The following is a 16,114-nucleotide window of genomic DNA, read 5'->3' as shown; positions in this document are numbered from 1 at the left end:
CCCGTCGATGCCGGCAGCTGCCTGAAATGACCGTCTATTACGACCCGTACGACGTCGGCATCGTCGCCGACCCGTATCCGGTGTACGCCCGCCTGCCCGTCGATGCCGGCAGCTGCCTGAAATGACCGTCTATTACGACCCGTACGACGTCGGCATCGTCGCCGACCCGTATCCGGTGTACGCCCGCCTGCGCGACGAGGCGCCGATCTATCACAACGAGCGCTACGACTTCTGGGCGTTGTCGCGGCACGCCGATGTCGAAAAGGCGTTGTCGGACTGGGAAACCTTTTCCAACAGCCGAAGTGACATCCTCGAACTGGTCAAGTCCGATTTCGACATGCCCCCGGGCGTGATGATGTTCGAAGACCCGCCCATGCACACCCTGTTGCGCGGGCTGATGTCGCGGGTGTTCACGCCGCGGCGGATGGCCGAGATCGAGGATCAGATCCGGCAGTTCTGCGTGCGCTGTCTGGACCCGCTGGTCGGCTCGAGCGGATTCGACATCATCGCCGAACTGGCCTCGATGATGCCGATGCGGGTGATCGGAATGCTGCTCGGTATACCGGAATCCGAGCAGATCGAGGTTCGGGATGCCAACGACGCCAATCTGCGCACCAGGCCCGGCGCGCCGATGAAGGTCGTCCAGGCCGACCGTATCGCCGACGGCCGGATCTACGCCGACTACGTCGAGTGGCGGGCCAACAACCCCTCCGACGACCTGATGACGGCGCTGCTCAACGTCGAGTTCACCGACCAGTTCGGTGTCACCCGCAAGCTTGAGCGCAAAGAGGTCCTGCACTACACCCAGGTGGTGGCCGGGGCGGGCAACGAGACCACCGGCCGGCTCATCGGCTGGCTGGCGAAAGTGCTCGCCGAACACCCCGACCAGCGTCGCGAGGTGACCCAGGACCGCTCACTGCTGACCCGAGCGGTCGACGAGACACTCCGCTTCGAACCAACCGGACCGCACGTGGCACGTTGGTTGGCAAGGGATTTCGAGTACGACGGCACCACGGTGCCGGCCGGGAGCGCGATGCTGCTGTTGTTCGGGGCCGCAAACCGCGACCCGCGTCGCTACCGCAACCCCGATACCTTCGACATCCACCGTGACAACATCAGTCACCTGACCTTCGGCAAGGGGTTGCACTACTGCCTGGGTGCCAACCTGGCCCGGCTGGAAGGTCGCGTCGCGCTCGACGAGCTGCTCAACCGCTTCCCCGAGTGGGAGATCGACTACGACAGTGCGCAACTCGCTCCGACCTCCACGGTGCGCGGCTGGGAGCAACTGCGCCTTGTGGTGAACTGAGCACGTGAACATCTGGATCGGACGGGCCCGGCGCAGCGTCAGCGGTGAGGTGCCCGCACCACCCGAGCAGGTGCGGGCCCTCTACGTCGACCTGGACAACATCTCGCAGGTGCACCCGCTCGTGCAGTGGGTGCGCAGCACGTCCCGGGTGGACCTGGCCGACGGGTATCAGCAGGACTATCAGATCCGCGATCGAATCCCATTGGGGCCGTTTGCACTTCCGATCACCTACCGGACACGGCTCATCGTTCCCACCGCAGGCGCGGTGACCGCGCAGGCTCGGCAGTTCCCGCAGGTGCAACTGGACAGCCAAGTGGACTTCGCGGCAACAGAGACCGGAACCCGGATCACCGAGGAGCTGACCATTGCCGCGCCCAGGCCGTTGTTGGCGATCACCGTGGAGCAGGCGGTGGACGCCCACGCCACGATGCTCGCGGCGATCGGGAAACTGTTCGCGGTCTGAGCGGTTCGCGAAAGGGACTACTCGGACTACGAGGTGGCGACCGCCTCGGCGTGCTCGGTGGCCACCGACTTCGCCCAGCGGTAGTCGGCCTTGCCGGCGGGGGAGCGCACGATCTGGGGTGACCGGACGAAGGCCTTCGGGATCTTGTAGCGCGCGATCGCACGCTCACACACCGCCACGAGTTCCTCATCGGTGGCCGAGGCGCCTTCGGCGAACTGGACGACCGCCACGACCTCGTTGCCCCAACGCTCCGAGGGGCGGCCGACCACGACCACGTCGTAGACGGCGGGGTGCGCGGCGATGGCCCGCTCGACCTCCTCGACGAAGATCTTCTCGCCGCCGGAGTTGATGGTGACAGAATCGCGGCCCAGCAGCTGAATCCGTCCGTCTTCCAAGACGTTTGCCCGGTCACCCGGAACCGACCAGCGCACTCCGTCGATGGTGGGGAAGGTGCGTGCGGTCTTGGCCTCGTCGCCCAGGTAGCCCAGCGGGATCAGGTCGCGCCGCGCCAGCCAGCCGCCGCCTTCGCCGGGGCCGAGCACTCGGGACATATCCTCGGCGACCACCGCGGTATCGGACTGGGCGTTGAAGGTGGCCGCCTCGGACTCGGTGCCCGCGGTCGACGCGGTGCTCATCTGTGCGCCGGACTCCGAGGCGCCCACCGCGTCGATCAGCATGAGATGTGGCAGTGCGGCCAGGATTCGCTCGCGCACGGTCGGCGAGAGCGGCGCGCCACCGTTGCTGATCGTGAACAGACCGGACAGGTCGTAGTCGCCCTTCTCGATCTCGTCGATCAGCGGCCGGGCGATCGCGTCGCCGACGACGGGGATACTGAGCACCCGTTCGCGCGCAGCGAGTGTCAGCACGTTGTCGGGGCGCATGCGGACCACATCGTCGGGGATGACGAGCTTTCCGCCCATGGTGATGGCGTTGTAGGCGGCCCACTGGGCGGCGCCGTGCATGAACGGCGGGATCATCAGCAGCGACAAGCCGCCACCCGCGGTGCGGGCACGCTCGGCGAGTTCCTCGTACGACGCGATGAAGGTGTCGCTGCCGAACGGCCGGCCACCCATAGAGGACAGGAAGATGTCGTGCTGGCGCCACAGCACGCCCTTGGGCATGCCCGTGGTGCCGCCGGTGTAGAGGACGTAGAGATCATCGCCCGACGGGGTCGGCATTCCCGCCTGTGGCGCAGGAGTTTTCAGGACCGTCTCGTAATCGACGGCGCCCGGCAGCAGTTCGTTGCCCGATTCGTCGGCGACCTGGATGAGCACCCGCAGATTCGGCAGCTGGTCGCGGATCGCGGCCACCCTGGGCGCGAACTCGGCGTTGTAGATGACTGCCCGGGCGTTCGAATCCTTCAGCAGGTAGAGGAGTTCTTCCTCCACGTAGCGGTAGCTGACGTTGAACGGTGCCACCCGGGCGCGGTAGCTGCCGATCATCGACTCGAGGTACTCGTTGCCGTTGCGCAGGTAGATGCCGAGGTGGTCCTGACCTGATTCGTGCCCGGCCAACCCATCCCGCTCGGTGTGCGTGCCGAGGCCGGCCGACACCAGATAGTGGGCGAAGCCGTCGACGCGCGCGTCGAACTCGGCGTAGCTCAAGCGGCGGTCCCGCCACACCAGGAAGGTCTGATCGGGCACGGCTTTGGCCACCGTGGAGAACACTGTGGACAGGTCGAACTTGACGTCGCTCATGGCACTCCTGGTCACGGATTCGGGCCCCACGACCATACATGCACCACCCGGCTGTATGGCCGGGGGGATGTGACGCGCGCCTCAGCTCGCGAAGGTACCCGTCAGACCGGGAAGAACCCGTCTCCGGTCAGCACACCGGGCTGCCACCCTTGCGGTCCGAGGCACAGCATCGGCCGGCCGTCAGGCGACTGAGCGGCCTCCTGCGGCCCCGGGCACGGCGACCCGATCTCCTGCACGCCGTTCAACGGGTAGGCGTAGGTCCAGAAGCCGGTGTAGACCGGTGGCCACTGGTTGGGAATCCACTTGCACTGCATGGCGGTGCCGCCCGGGCCGCGGCCGAACACGTTGCGCTCCCAGCTGTAGCAGGGAGCACCGTTGGAAGCCTCGTAGCTCATCCCCGGGACATCGGTGGGGTAGCGGCCTGGATTGTCGGGATACATGTTGCTGCCGTCGTCGGCCATGGCGCCCGGCGCTGCCGAGATCGCTGTTGCCAGTGCCGCCGCGGCGACCGCCGTCGTGGCGAAGAGTTCGCGAATCATGTTCCACCCTCAGCATTGCCGACCGCCAGTCGCATCAGGCTGGCCAGTTCGTTGACTTTGGGCCAGAAGCCTAGCCGGTCGCCAAGGCGATCAGTCGACATTTGGGGTCGTTGTTACTCACCGGTATCGGTGTCGAGCACGCTGACCGCGATGCCGTAGGGCAAGAACCGCACCCGGCGGGTGGGATCGGTGTTGCCGGCGTTGGCCCGCAGGGCGTCGAGCTCACATGCGTACACCTGCTCGATGTGGGCACCGCCGGCGTCGTCGACGGTGTAGATCGCCCACACCCCGTCACCCTTCTCGCCGGTGGTCTCCGGTTGTGTCCTCGGCCGCGAGAACCGGGACACCTCATCCAGCAGTCCTGCCCAGCCGCCGCCCTGACCGGGGTTGCCCAAGAATTTGCCCAACCCGTCGAGGGCATCGCGTAACCCTTCGCCCGCCTCGCGGGCGACGCGGTCGAAGTCCTCGGGGTCGAACCCGAACGGTCCACTGCCACTCATTGCGTTCTCCTCGGTGGTTGTGGGTAATCCCACGTGTCCAACACCAGTGTGCGCGCACGCGCGGCCGGGCGGGATGGTAAACGATCCATATGGTCTTCACACGGGACGAGCTATTGACCACTGTCGAGTTGTCACCGCAGGCAGCGGGTGCGCACGACCGGCAGGGATGGGTGGGGCTGTTCGCTGCGGGCGGACAGGTCGAGGACCCGGTGGGTTCACGGCCACACCGCGGGCCCGCGCAGATCGAGCGGTTCTACGACACCTTCATCGCCCCGCGCGGCATCACCTTCCACCGAGACGTCGATATCGTCAGCGGGTCGACGGTCATCCGCGACCTCGAGCTCGAGGTCGTCATGAGCCCGTCGGTCACCATGCGGATCCCCGCTTACCTGCGCTACGCGGTGGTTCCCGCGTCGGCCGGGCCGCGTATCGCCGAGCTGCAGGCCTACTGGGAGCTGCCCGCGATGATCGGGCAATTCGCCCGGGCAGGACTCGGCGCGGTGCCGGTCGGGCTGCGCCTGAGCGTGGCGTTGCTGCGTAACCAGGGGCCGTCGGGCACGCTCGGGTTCGCCAAGGGGATGGGCGGCGCCGGCCGGGCGGGTAAGCGCGTGATCGCCGGATTGCTCGACGACCTGTGTGCCGGGGACGCGGTGGCCGTACAACGGCGGCTGGGTGCCGACACCGTCATCTGTGCCGGCGACGACGGACCGTTGAGTGCGTCCGGTCTGGTGGAACTCACCTCCGGCGCGTCCTGGCGCAAACTGATCGCGTCCGGGTCGAGTCTGGTGGCCGGGCTGGACCGCGACGGCCGCCGGGCCATCCTGATCGCCGATCTGGATAGCGGGCCGCGCGCGGTCGCCAGGTTGCGGTACTTCGCTGACGCGACGTGAACGCGGCATGAACACGCACACGGGCCCGGCTGCACCGTCCCCACATCCCGGCGTGAGACCGTAGAAGGATCATGGCTGATCACGCTTACATCACCTACGAGGAATTCGGTCGGCGGTTCTTCGAGGTGGCCGTATCCGAGGACCGGGTCGGCGACGCCATCGGGGCGATCGCCGGCGACGCGTTCGAACTGGGCCCGATCGGCCAGGGACCAGGCAAGATCGCCAAGGTCACCGCGCGGGTCAAGATCCAGAAGCCCCGGGTGAGTCGCATCGTGGGCGAAACCATCACGTTCTCCATCCGGATCCCGCTGGAGATCGACATGGTGATCGACCTGCGCATCGACCGCCCCAAGTTCATGGTGTTCGGCGAGATCGCCTTGCGCGCCTCGGCGTTGGCCGCCGAGCCGCTGCTGCTGATCCTCGACGTCAAGAAGCCGCGGCCGTCCGACATCTCGATCCATGTCACCTCCAAGTCGTTGCGTGCCGAGGTGCTGCGCATCCTGGCGGGAGTCGACGCGGAGATCAAACGGTTCATCGCCGCGCACGTGGCAGGTGAGATCGACAGCCCGGAATCCGAGCAGGCCAAGGTGATTGACGTCGCGAAGGAACTCGACTCGGCCTGGGGCGGGATCTGACACCTCGGCGGGCCGTCTGCGTGACGGCCCGTAGGATTCAAGCCATGCAGCGCAACGTGATCCGGTCCAGTCGAGTGCTCGCGAGTGTCGGGGCATCGCTGGTGACTGGGGTCGCAGCTGTGATGATCGCCGCGCCGGCCCACGCCGATCCGGTTGATCAGACTTTCGTCGATGCGCTGAGTCAGGCGGGCGTGGGCGCGGTGGATCCGGCTCAGGCCGTCACGCTCGGGCAGTCGGTGTGCCCGATGCTTGCCGAGCCGGGTCAGAACGCCGCCGATGTGGCGGCCAAGGTCGCCGATACCGGCGGGATGTCACTGGGGCCGGCCACGATGTTCACCGGGATCGCGATCTCGACGTTCTGCCCCGCGATGGTGGCCAAGGCCGGTGAGGGCAATCTGACTGGCGGCCCGGCCGATCTCGCCTGGTCGATCCTCGGCTTCGGTTAGGCACTCAGGTACATCAGGGCGGGCCGCCGCGGCAAGCGGCCGGTGCCGCCGGACTGCCCGCGAAAGTGACGCCACAGCCACGGCATGAGCATGTTCTGCGTCCACAGCACCTGTGAGTACGCCCGGGACCGGAACGACTGAGTCTGGTCGGGGCTGGTTGCCAGCGCCCAATCATGGTTACTGCCAGGCAATCCGAGCGCCTCGGCAGCTGCGGCGGCGAACAGGCGGTGTCCCTTCGCCGACCCGTGTACCCGGTCGGGGCTCCAGGTTTCCGGCTCGCGCATCGAGGGTGCCGAGTACAGATCCACAAGGTGGAAGCCGTACCGATCGGCGGCCTCGTTGATCGCGTCGTTGATCTGGACCACCCGCTTTCCGAGCAGTCGGCCGACGGGCAGGATCTGGGTGATGTCCGGGAACGTGGTCGTGACGACGGTGGCCCCGGATTCCGCGAGCGTGCGGTAGACGCGCTCGAGATCGCCCAACGCCCGAGTGAACGTGCGCCCGGGCCGGGTCACATCGTTCATCCCGATGCAGACGGTGACCAGGTCGGGCCCCATGGACATCGCGGTGGGCAGCTGCGTGTGGAGTACATCGCCGATCCGGTGGCCGCGAATGGCGAGATTGGCATAACCCAACCCCGGGTAGAGCCCGTCGAGGCGCACCGCGAGCCGATCGGCGAAACCCATCAGGCCGACGGTGTCGTCGCCATCCCACAGTCCTTCGGTCTGGCTGTCGCCGAGGGCGACATACCGGGTGAAACGTCGCACTCTGGGGACTCTAGCGCGCACCAGATCGGGCCTTGCACCCAGACACGTCGGAGGGGCGCCCGAAAAGGGCGCCCCTCCTTGATGTTTCGCAATGTTTGGGCTTACTTCACATCTACGTAAACTGTCCTGTTGAGCACGGTGGTCTGCAGATCGCCGCCCGGGCTGCTGGAATCCGTCCTGCTGAAGGTCTGTCCCGGCCGCACTGCGACCACGGTGGCCTTGTCCAACGGGGTGGAACCGACGTGGTTGACGATCACCTTGTAGCCCTGCGACTGCAATTGACTGATGGTCTGCTGGGCATTGCCCGGGCCGGTGGGTGCGGCTTGGGCGGGCGCGGCCAGGCCGATCACCGCCGCGGCTGCTGCGCCGACCAGTGCTGTAGCAAATCCGAGTCTCATCATCTTTGGTGCCTTCTTTCTTGTTCTGTTATGCCGCATGCGGCGCGCCGTTAGCGCATGTCGGTTGGCGCCGTAGCAAGTTCTCTTAGGTGTTACCTAAGAGTTAACCGGCAGTTCACAAATAAAATTCCGGCTGTACGAAAGTGTTTGACGAGGGGTGCGTCACATTCGGGAATTGGGGGATGGGTGCCAGGCGGGGTTCGTGATGCCGACGCCGAAGTGACTGGAATTACGCACATCTGGCAAAGTGGTCTGCATCACCGATGTTGCCGGAATGGCGTCACCGCGTAGCGTGCAACCCGTGGCCAAGCTGAGTGCCGGGGTGCTGCTGTACCGCTTCACCGGAACCGATGTCGAGGTGCTGATCGCCCACCCCGGCGGGCCGTTCTGGGCCCGCAAGGATGCCGGGGCGTGGTCGGTGCCCAAGGGGGAGTACGACGACGGCGAAGATCCCTGGGCGGCGGCCCAACGTGAATTCACCGAGGAGCTCGGTGCCCCGCCACCCGCAGGCCCGCGCATCGATCTCGAACCGGTACGCCAGGCGGGCGGCAAGGTGGTCACCGCCTTCGCGGTGCACGGGGACTTCGACACCACCACGGCCGTCAGCAACACGTTCACGGTGGAGTTGCCCAAAGGGTCGGGGCGGTTCGTCGAGTTCCCCGAAATCGACCGTGTCGCTTGGGTTTCGGTGGCGACAGCGCGCGCCAAGCTGCTGAATGGGCAGCGTCCCCTGTTGGACCGGTTGATGGCCGCGCCCGAGCTGGCCGGCTACGGAGAGGGTCACCCGGAAGCCGGGTGACGACTCAGAGATCGAGCGTCAGCCGGTCCCCGGCCTCGGCCCGTGACACGCAGGTCAGCAGGTAGCCCGCTTCGCGCTCGGGGTCGGTCAACAACGTATCGCGATGCTGCACAGTCCCGTCGGTCACCCGGATCCGGCACGTTCCGCAGAAACCTTGTTGGCATGAGTACGGGGCATTCACCCCGGCCCGGCCCAACGCGGCGAGCAGGGTCTCGTCGGCTCCGACGGTCACCGAGGTGCCGGTGGAGGCGATGGTCACCGAGAACTCGGCACCGTCGACAACCGGTGGCGCCGCGAATCTTTCGAAATGCAGCTCCACGTCGTCCCGGCCCGTGAGTGCGGCCCGGATTCCGGTCAGCATCGGGGCCGGACCGCAGGCATACACCGTGGTGCCGTCGGGGCAGTCACCGAGAAGATCCTCGGCACTGGGCAGGCCGTCGACATCGTCGGTGCGGATCTCGATGCGGTCGCCGAACCGGGCGAGCTCGTCCAGGAACGGCAGGCTGTCGCGACTGCGCCCGGCGTAGACCATCGACCAGTCGATACCCAACCGCGCCGCCAACCCGAGCATCGGGAGGATCGGGGTGATGCCGATTCCGCCTGCGATGAAGCGGAACCGCTGGGTGGGCGACCCGTAGCCGGGCACCGTTAGGGCGAATGCATTGCGTGGGCCGTGGGTGCTGACCCGGCTGCCGATCTGCAGGCTGTCGTGCACCTCGACGGAGCCACCGCCGCCATCGGGGATGCGCCGCACCGCAATTCGATAACTGTCGGTAACCGTCGGATCGCCGCACAGCGAGTACTGCCGCACCCGACCGCTGGCCAGGTGCAGGTCGATATGCGAACCCGGAAACCACTGCGGCAGCTTCTCGCCGTCAGCGGCGGCCAGGGTCAGCGCGATGACGTCCTGATCGTGGGCCACCACCTGCCGGCCCGTCACCGTCAGCGCGATCGTGCGATCCAGCTCCGGTGGCGGCGGACTGGTGCGCCGAACGAGCCGGCCCACCGTCCAGATGGTGGCGATGGCGGCACCGGCGGCGCCGAGCATCGGATCGTGGCGAAAACGGCCCGACATGCTCGGTGGCAGCCGGCGGTATCGGGATATCAGTGACAGCGTCGGCATGGCTGAGCCCGTCACAGGTGCGCGGCCCGCGCCGCAGGCGAACTCGCCAGATACGCGACAGCCTGGGCCGTCGAACCCATCTCCTCGGGGGAGAAACCGGGCCGGCAGTAGGCCAGGGTGTTCGAGCCGAACATCCGGGAGAACTTCGGCAGCAGCCCGAGCTTGGAATCACGCATACGCATCTTGTTCATCCGCCACCAGCCGATGTCGAGGGTCGGGTCGCTCTTGACCATCGCCCAGCAGCCGCGCTGGAAGAACAGGTAGACCGCCGTCGCGGCGATCGACATCGCCCGCACCCGGCTGAAATAGCTGTCCTGGAAGTACACCGCGACGTCGTGGGCGACACTGCGGTGTTCGACCTCCTCGGCGCCGTGCCAGCGGAACAGGTCGGTCATCGTCGGGTCGGTGTCGTAGTCCTCCCAGGCGCAGTTCAGCACGAAGTCCCCCAGCACCGCGGTGTAGTGCTCGATCGCGGCGATGAGCCACAGCCGGTCGCACAGATGGGCCAGCCTGCGGCGCGGATCGGGGGAGTCCGACGGCGCCAGCGTCTTGGTGAACACGTGCTCCACCAAGGACAGCACCGGCTGGTAATCCACACCGTGGCTGGTGAGGAACTGGTCGAGCACCTGATCGTGCGTCTCGGCGTGGGTGGCCTCCTGGCCGATGAAGCCACGCATGTCGTCGGCGAGCTTGGGATCGCGCACATACGGCAGCGCTTCGTTGAACGTCGCGACGAACCAGTGCTCGGCCACCGGCAGCACCACGTTGAACAGATTCACCATCGACGAGGCCACGGGATGGCCTGGGATCCAGTGCAACGGGATGTCGTCGAGATCGAAGTGCACCTTCCTGGCCTGGATCTGTACCGGGCCGGGGTCGATCTCATGGTCGAACCGCAACGGACGCAACATCGAGAGCCTCCCTGGGATGAGTGGACTCTCAGCAGTGTACGGATTTAGGTGGGAACGGCGGTACCGGGTTGCCTCTTTCGGGGCGGGCCCGGTTCAGATCAGGCCGGCGGCGGGGTGCCCGCGCCCGGCGCCCCGGCGATCGGGACCACCGGCGTCGGCGTCACCGTGGTCACACCGTTACTGCCGACCCTCGGGCCGCCCGGGACAGCCGAATCGGCACCCTGCTGGGCCGCGGCCTCGCTGCAATCGAGCATCAGGATCATCTTGCCGCTGGAGTTGATCTTCTGGGAATCGACCAGGCACTCGGACTGCGGCAGGGCGCTGCCGAAGGAACCGCCGAAGGTGGCCCTGACGCCCTGGCTCTTCAGGATCGCCAGCGCCTTCATATAGGGCTCGCCGACGACGTTGACCGAGGAGGCGGTCGGCTGTGAGGTGGCGGTGCCTGCGGCCAGCAGGGCGATCGAACCGGCGGCGAGCAGACCGCCGCTGAGCGCAACAAGCTTCTTCACGTGAACTCCGTCAGTCGGGTGCGTTTGCGAACATATCGCAGCTGTGACGAATGTGAAACCGGAGCAGACGCCCCGCGCGTTACATCCGGTCCCGGGTCGGGTGGGCGGTGATCGCCGACATCACGTCGCACAACGCCGCCGCTCGCGGATCCACGAACACATCCTCGAGCAGAATTCGCCTGCCGTCGGGACCCGCCAGCGGGATCCGCCAGTTCGGGTATTCGTCGGTGGTGCCGGGCTGATTCTGGGTGCGCACCTCACCGACCGCGTCGGCCAGCGACAGAGCCAGCAATTTCGAGGGAGTGCGCCCCAGATAGCGGTACAGCGCCGATACGACCTGATCGGTGTCCGGATGGAGTCCGAGCAGCCCGACCCGGCGCAGCTCGTCGAGCCAGGCTGCCTGCGCGGTGCGATCCGCGGCCAGTTCCTGATCGGCCGGCCGGGTCAGCAGGCCCAGTTGTTCCCGCAACCGCACGTGCTCGCCGGCCAGATATCCGGGCGTCGGAGGGAGATCGTGGGTGGTCACCGACGACAGGCAGTACTCGCGCCAGTGTTCGGCGGGTAACGGTCCTCCGGACCAGTCGGACTCGAACCACAGGATCGAGGTGCCGAACAGGCCCCGCTCGCGCAGGTAGTCACGCACCCACGGCTCGACGGTGCCCAGGTCCTCGCCGACCACGAGGGCGCCGGCCCGGTGCGCCTCGAGCGCGATGATGCCGATCATCGCATCGTGGTCGTAGCGCACATAGGTGCCTTCGGTCGGTGCGGCCCCCTTCGGGATCCACCACAACCGGAACATGCCGATGATGTGGTCGATGCGTACCCCGCCGGCGTGCCGGAGCGCCATGTTGACCACCGCCCGGAACGGCTCGTACGCCTCCTCGGCGAGGCGGTCCGGCCGCCACGGCGGCTGTGACCAGTCCTGCCCGAGCTGGTTGAACTCATCCGGCGGTGCGCCCGCCGTGACCCCGAGCGCCAGCACGTCCTGAAGGGCCCAGGCGTCGGCACCGTCGGGATCGACGCCGACGGCGAGGTCGCTCATGATGCCGAGTTCCATCCCGGCCTGCACCGCGGTCGCCTGGGCCGCGGTGAGCTGATCATCGAGCACCCACTGCAGCCAGCGATGGAAGTCGACGGCCTGAGGGTTGGCCGCGGCGAATGCGGCGACTTCAGGGTTCGCCGGATGCTGCAACGCGTGGGGCCAGCCGTGCCAGTCGGCACCGTACCGTTCGGCCAGCGCGCACCAGATCGCGAAATCTTCGAGGCTGCGGCCCTGCCGGGCCCGGTAGGCGGCGTACGCCACCTCTCGGCCCGCCGAGCGTTCGACCCGGTACACCTGCTCCAGCGCGGTGCGTTTGGCCTGCCAGGCCGCATCACGGTCGATGGTCGGGTGGCGGTCGGAACGTTTGTTGAGTGCGGTGCGCAGCGCCCGGATACGGCCGCGGTGCGGAACCGCGGCGAACTCCGGGATGGCTTCCGCCCGCAGGTAGAGCGGACTGCCGAAGCGACGGGAGGTGGGCAGATACGGCGAGGGCTCCATCGGCGTGGTGGGGGCGGCCGCATGCAGCGGATTGACCAGGATGAACCCCGCGCCGTGCTCGGCCGCCGACCACACCGCCAGATCGGTCAGGTCCGTGATATCGCCTGTGCCCCAGGAGCTTTGAGATCGAACGCTGTAGAGCTGCACGGCCAGGCCCCAGGCTCGCCGTTGGCCCAGCCGGGCGGGCAGTTCCATCGTGGCGGGGGAGATCACCACAGGGGTTTCGCTATCGAACTCACCGACCCGCAACCGCAGCCGGTGATAGCCCAGCGGCAGGTCCGCCGGCAGCTCGAACGTGGCCTCACCGACCAACCGGTCCCCGAGGTCGTACGGGGGCCGGTTGTTCTCCAGTTGTCGCAGGCCGCTGCGTTCGGTGCCGTCCTCGAGGCACAGCGTGAGCTCGACCGGGTCCCCGTGGGTGACATGCACCCAGAAACTCGACGGCTCCCTCGCCCGGCCCAGCACGATGGGCGGCAGAGGGCGTTGCCAGTACTGGCGGTCATGCGCGGTCAGTGCGTCGGCGCGTTCCCGCTCGGTGCCGGCCGGCACGCCGAGCGCTTCGAGCACGGCGACCAGTGTCGACTCCGCGACAGCGGTGCGCCGGCCGGTCCAGTCGTCGAACTCCGCGGCCACGCCGTAGCGGCGAGCCAACTCCAGCAGGGCCGGGGACGGTTCGTTCATGACGCCAATCTTGCTGCCCAGAACGCGATCATGTCAGTCGACATCGCGGGACAGTAGGTCCTCCCAGGTGTCCCGGCGCACCACCAGCCGGGCTATTCCGTTGTGCGCGAACACAACCGGAACCCGCCGGGCGCCGTTGTACTGATTCGACATGGTGTAGCAGTAGGCCCCGGTGACCGGCACCGCCAGCAGATCGCCGACCTTCGGTTCACGCAGCGCCACGGCGTCGATGAGCTGATCGCCGGACTCGCAGTGCCTGCCGACGACGCTGACCGTCTCACCGCCGCCGACGCGGTCGGCGATGGTGGCCTCGAACCGCTGCCCGGTCAGCGACACCTCCAGGTTGTCGCCCATGCCGCCGTCCACCGCCACGTGGGTGATCACCCCGCGTTTGACGGTGGTGACGCGGTACAGCGTGCAGGCGCTGGTCGCCACCATGCTGCGACCGGGTTCGACGATGATCCGGCTGTCGCGCGGCAACAGCTCACGGGCCTGGGCCACCATCGCCTCGGCATAGTCGTCCAGGCTCGGCGGGTGCTCGTCGTAGGTGTAGCGCACCCCGAGCCCGCCGCCGAGGTCGTAGACCTCGAACGTGCCCAGCGCGGCGATCGGTTTCACCGCCGCGGCCAACTGCTCGACATTGAGCAGTTGCGATCCCACGTGGGTGTGCACACCGTCCAGGCGTAGCCGCGGGCTGGCCTCGATCCGCGCGATGGCCGCCCGGGCGTCCGCGGGCATCAGGCCGAACTTGGACCCGGCATGGCCGGTGGCCTGCGAGGCGTGTGTGGCGGCCTCGACGCCCGGAATCACCCGGACCAGACAGGGTTGTCGGTGGCCGGAGGGCACAATCCGCTCCAGCCGGTCGATGTCGTCGAAGTTGTCGACCACCACCAGGCCCACACCGTGCCCGACGGCCAGGGTGAGCTCCTCATCGGTCTTGGCGTTGCCGTGCAGCACCAGCCGGCCCGGCTCGGCGCCGGCCTTGAGTGCCGACAGGATCTCGCCCCCGCCGGCGACATCGAGGTGTAGCCCTTCGGACGCCATCACCCGCTGGACCGCGGTGCACGGGAAGGACTTCGACGCGAACGCGACATCGCTGCGCGGCCAGCGACTGCGGAACGCCGAGAGGTAGTCGGCGGCCCGCTGCCGCAAGGCGCCCTCGTCCACCACGATCGCCGGGGTACCGAATTGCTCGGCGATGGCGTCCAGCCGGCAGCCGCCGACCACCAGGGTGCCGTCGGCGTCCTGCCGGGTTCCGGGCGGGAAGAGGCCGATCAGATCGCTGGTGGTCTCGCTGTGGATCGTCACCGGTTCAGCGTGCCACTGGCGAGATGCCCACGAGCGTTGATAGCCTGTCTGTAACGATCCGTACAGAGGCAGGTTCAGGTGACAACTGCAGCCACGAGGCGACAACGGCAGGGCGCGGATTCTCGCGAACAGATCCTCGACGCCACCGAGCGACTGATGGCCACCCGCGGCTACGCCGCCACCTCGATCAGCGACATCCGCAAGGCCTGCGGCCTGCCGGCCAGCTCCATCTACTGGCATTTCGGGTCCAAGGACGGCGTCCTCGCCGCCGTGATGGAACGCGGAGCCGACCGCTTCTTCGCGGCCATCCCGAGCGGCGGGAGCATCGACGAGCAGTTGGCGATCCTGGCGGACCAGCAGTCACAGCGCCCCGAGTTCCTCCGGATCCTGTACCTGCTGTCGCTGGAACGCAGCGATGACCCGACGGTGACCGCCGTGGTGCGCCGCGTGCGGGACACTGCCATCTCGCGTTTCTCGGCCGCCGTGCGCGGCCAGCTGCCCGCGGATGTGCCACCACGACGTGCGGAGCGGGTGGTGGCCGAACTCGCGGCATTCGCCGTCGCGCAGTCCGACGGCGTGTTCTTCGCCGGACACCTCGAGCCCGACAGCACCGACGTGGCGCGTATGTACCAGCGGCTGTGGCAAGCCGTCACCGCCCTGATCCCGATACTCCTGGAGGAAACGTGACCGGCAGGACCGCGATCATCACCGGCGCGAACACCGGGTTGGGATTCGAATGCGCTCGTGCACTCCTGGAATCCGATCCGGGGTGGCACGTGGTGCTGGCGGTGCGCGACGCCCAACGCGGCGCCGACGCCGCGGCCCGGCTCGACTGTCCGGGACGCACCACGGTCGCTGAACTCGACCTGGCATCGCTACGGTCGGTGCGCGACTTCGCCGTCAGATTGCCGCAACTGGAGGTTCCGCCGTTGGCCGCGCTGGTGTGCAACGCCGGGCTGCAGGTGGTCTCGGGTTCGCCGGCGACGGCGGACGGCTATGAGATGACGTTCGGCGTCAACCATCTCGGTCATTTCGCCCTGGTGCAGCATGTGCTCGGCGCCCTGACGGCCCCCGCGCGAATCGTGGTGGTCAGCAGCGGCACCCACGATCCGGACAAGTTCACGGGTATGCCTGCGCCGCAATATAATTCAGCTGAAGAACTACTGCGTCCGCCGGTGGGCGGCCTGACGGGCGAAGAGGGCCGGCGTCGCTACACCACCTCCAAACTCTGCAACATGCTCTTCAGCTACGAGTTGGACCGGCGGCTGGGGCACGGTGCCCGCGGAGTCACGGTCAACGCATTCGATCCGGGCCTGATGCCGGGGTCGGGGCTGGCCAGGGACTACAGGGGCGTACAGCGGCTGGCCTGGCGCCTGTTCATGCCGGCACTGCGGATCCTGCCCAACGTGAACAGCACCAGGCGTTCTGGAGCCCATCTCGCCGCGCTCGTCGAGGATCCCGCCCTCGACGGCGTCACAGGGGAGTACTTCGAGGGAACTCGCCGGATCCGCTCCTCGCGCGATTCGTACGACTCGGCGAAGGCTGCAGATCTGTGGCAGGTCAGCGAACGGTTGGTGTCGGCGGTCGGCTAGCTCGCCCGGG

At 67.6% G+C, this 16,114-nt stretch carries 18 protein-coding genes; 8 read left to right on the top strand and 10 right to left on the bottom strand.

Going from position 1 to position 16,114, the window contains the following annotated elements:
- Positions 1-121: 121 nt before the first annotated feature.
- Together ACWEFV_RS21930 and ACWEFV_RS21925 are read left to right on the top strand one after the other, a co-directional pair.
- Positions 122-1,306, top strand: a complete 1,185-nt coding sequence (locus ACWEFV_RS21930; RefSeq protein WP_450071704.1) for a cytochrome P450 — start codon at positions 122-124, stop codon at positions 1,304-1,306.
- A 4-nt stretch (positions 1,307-1,310) separates the two neighbouring features.
- Positions 1,311-1,769: an SRPBCC family protein gene (locus ACWEFV_RS21925; protein WP_450071703.1), complete on the top strand. Its 459-nt coding sequence runs from the start codon at positions 1,311-1,313 to the stop codon at positions 1,767-1,769.
- A gap of 26 nt (positions 1,770-1,795) precedes the next feature.
- On the opposite strand, the gene ACWEFV_RS21920 is transcribed toward ACWEFV_RS21925, so the two are convergent.
- The 3 genes from ACWEFV_RS21920 to ACWEFV_RS21910 form a co-directional block, all read right to left on the bottom strand.
- A complete protein-coding gene (locus ACWEFV_RS21920; protein WP_450071702.1) occupies positions 1,796-3,466 on the bottom strand; it encodes an acyl-CoA synthetase in 1,671 nt (556 codons plus the stop codon).
- A 101-nt stretch (positions 3,467-3,567) separates the two neighbouring features.
- Positions 3,568-4,005, bottom strand: a complete 438-nt coding sequence (locus ACWEFV_RS21915; protein WP_450071701.1) for a hypothetical protein — start codon at positions 4,003-4,005, stop codon at positions 3,568-3,570.
- 113 nt (positions 4,006-4,118) lie between these two features.
- Positions 4,119-4,505, bottom strand: coding sequence for a hypothetical protein (locus ACWEFV_RS21910; protein ID WP_135455184.1), 387 nt, complete (start codon positions 4,503-4,505; stop codon positions 4,119-4,121).
- Between the two features lie 89 nt (positions 4,506-4,594).
- On the opposite strand from ACWEFV_RS21910, the gene ACWEFV_RS21905 reads away from it, so the two are divergent.
- From ACWEFV_RS21905 to ACWEFV_RS21895, 3 genes are all read left to right on the top strand, one after another.
- Positions 4,595-5,395: a ketosteroid isomerase family protein gene (locus tag ACWEFV_RS21905; RefSeq protein ID WP_450071700.1), complete on the top strand. Its 801-nt coding sequence runs from the start codon at positions 4,595-4,597 to the stop codon at positions 5,393-5,395.
- A gap of 71 nt (positions 5,396-5,466) precedes the next feature.
- Entirely contained in the window at positions 5,467-6,030 is a 564-nt protein-coding gene (locus ACWEFV_RS21900) for a hypothetical protein (protein WP_135455180.1), read from the top strand.
- 44 nt (positions 6,031-6,074) lie between these two features.
- Positions 6,075-6,476 (top strand): DUF732 domain-containing protein, encoded by a 402-nt coding sequence (locus ACWEFV_RS21895; protein WP_450071699.1) that lies wholly within the window; start codon positions 6,075-6,077, stop codon positions 6,474-6,476.
- Here ACWEFV_RS21895 and ACWEFV_RS21890 read toward each other — a convergent pair.
- Both ACWEFV_RS21890 and ACWEFV_RS21885 read right to left on the bottom strand, forming a co-directional pair.
- Positions 6,473-7,243 (bottom strand): SGNH/GDSL hydrolase family protein, encoded by a 771-nt coding sequence (locus ACWEFV_RS21890; RefSeq protein ID WP_450071698.1) that lies wholly within the window; start codon positions 7,241-7,243, stop codon positions 6,473-6,475. The genes ACWEFV_RS21895 and ACWEFV_RS21890 overlap by 4 nt on opposite strands.
- A gap of 101 nt (positions 7,244-7,344) precedes the next feature.
- Positions 7,345-7,644: a hypothetical protein gene (locus tag ACWEFV_RS21885; RefSeq protein WP_450071697.1), complete on the bottom strand. Its 300-nt coding sequence runs from the start codon at positions 7,642-7,644 to the stop codon at positions 7,345-7,347.
- Positions 7,645-7,942: 298 nt separating this feature from the next.
- On the opposite strand from ACWEFV_RS21885, the gene ACWEFV_RS21880 reads away from it, so the two are divergent.
- On the top strand, positions 7,943-8,440 hold the full coding sequence (locus tag ACWEFV_RS21880; RefSeq protein WP_450071696.1) for an NUDIX domain-containing protein: 498 nt from the start codon (positions 7,943-7,945) through the stop codon (positions 8,438-8,440).
- Between the two features lie 4 nt (positions 8,441-8,444).
- Here the strand turns inward: ACWEFV_RS21880 and ACWEFV_RS21875 are convergent, their stop codons facing one another.
- The 5 genes from ACWEFV_RS21875 to lysA all read right to left on the bottom strand — a co-directional run bounded on the left by ACWEFV_RS21875 (position 8,445) and on the right by lysA (position 14,512).
- Entirely contained in the window at positions 8,445-9,563 is a 1,119-nt protein-coding gene (locus tag ACWEFV_RS21875; protein WP_450071695.1) for a PDR/VanB family oxidoreductase, read from the bottom strand.
- Between the two features lie 11 nt (positions 9,564-9,574).
- Positions 9,575-10,474: a metal-dependent hydrolase gene (locus ACWEFV_RS21870; protein ID WP_135455171.1), complete on the bottom strand. Its 900-nt coding sequence runs from the start codon at positions 10,472-10,474 to the stop codon at positions 9,575-9,577.
- Between the two features lie 98 nt (positions 10,475-10,572).
- Positions 10,573-10,983 carry a hypothetical protein gene (locus ACWEFV_RS21865; protein WP_135455168.1) on the bottom strand — a complete coding sequence of 137 codons (411 nt, stop codon included), beginning with the start codon at positions 10,981-10,983 and terminating at the stop codon, positions 10,573-10,575.
- Positions 10,984-11,062: 79 nt separating this feature from the next.
- Positions 11,063-13,204, bottom strand: a complete 2,142-nt coding sequence (gene malQ, locus ACWEFV_RS21860; RefSeq protein WP_450071694.1) for a 4-alpha-glucanotransferase — start codon at positions 13,202-13,204, stop codon at positions 11,063-11,065.
- A gap of 33 nt (positions 13,205-13,237) precedes the next feature.
- Positions 13,238-14,512: a diaminopimelate decarboxylase gene (gene lysA, locus ACWEFV_RS21855; RefSeq protein WP_450071693.1), complete on the bottom strand. Its 1,275-nt coding sequence runs from the start codon at positions 14,510-14,512 to the stop codon at positions 13,238-13,240.
- A gap of 78 nt (positions 14,513-14,590) precedes the next feature.
- On the opposite strand from lysA, the gene ACWEFV_RS21850 reads away from it, so the two are divergent.
- Positions 14,591-15,199: a TetR/AcrR family transcriptional regulator gene (locus ACWEFV_RS21850; RefSeq protein WP_450071692.1), complete on the top strand. Its 609-nt coding sequence runs from the start codon at positions 14,591-14,593 to the stop codon at positions 15,197-15,199.
- Complete coding sequence (locus ACWEFV_RS21845; protein ID WP_450071691.1) at positions 15,196-16,104, top strand: SDR family NAD(P)-dependent oxidoreductase; 909 nt, start codon at positions 15,196-15,198, stop codon at positions 16,102-16,104. The genes ACWEFV_RS21850 and ACWEFV_RS21845 overlap by 4 nt, the downstream gene beginning before the upstream one ends.
- The last annotated feature ends 10 nt before the right edge of the window (positions 16,105-16,114 follow it).

This window comes from Mycobacterium sp. NPDC004974, assembly GCF_053600815.1.
This window is presented reverse-complemented; position numbering and strand designations above follow the sequence as displayed.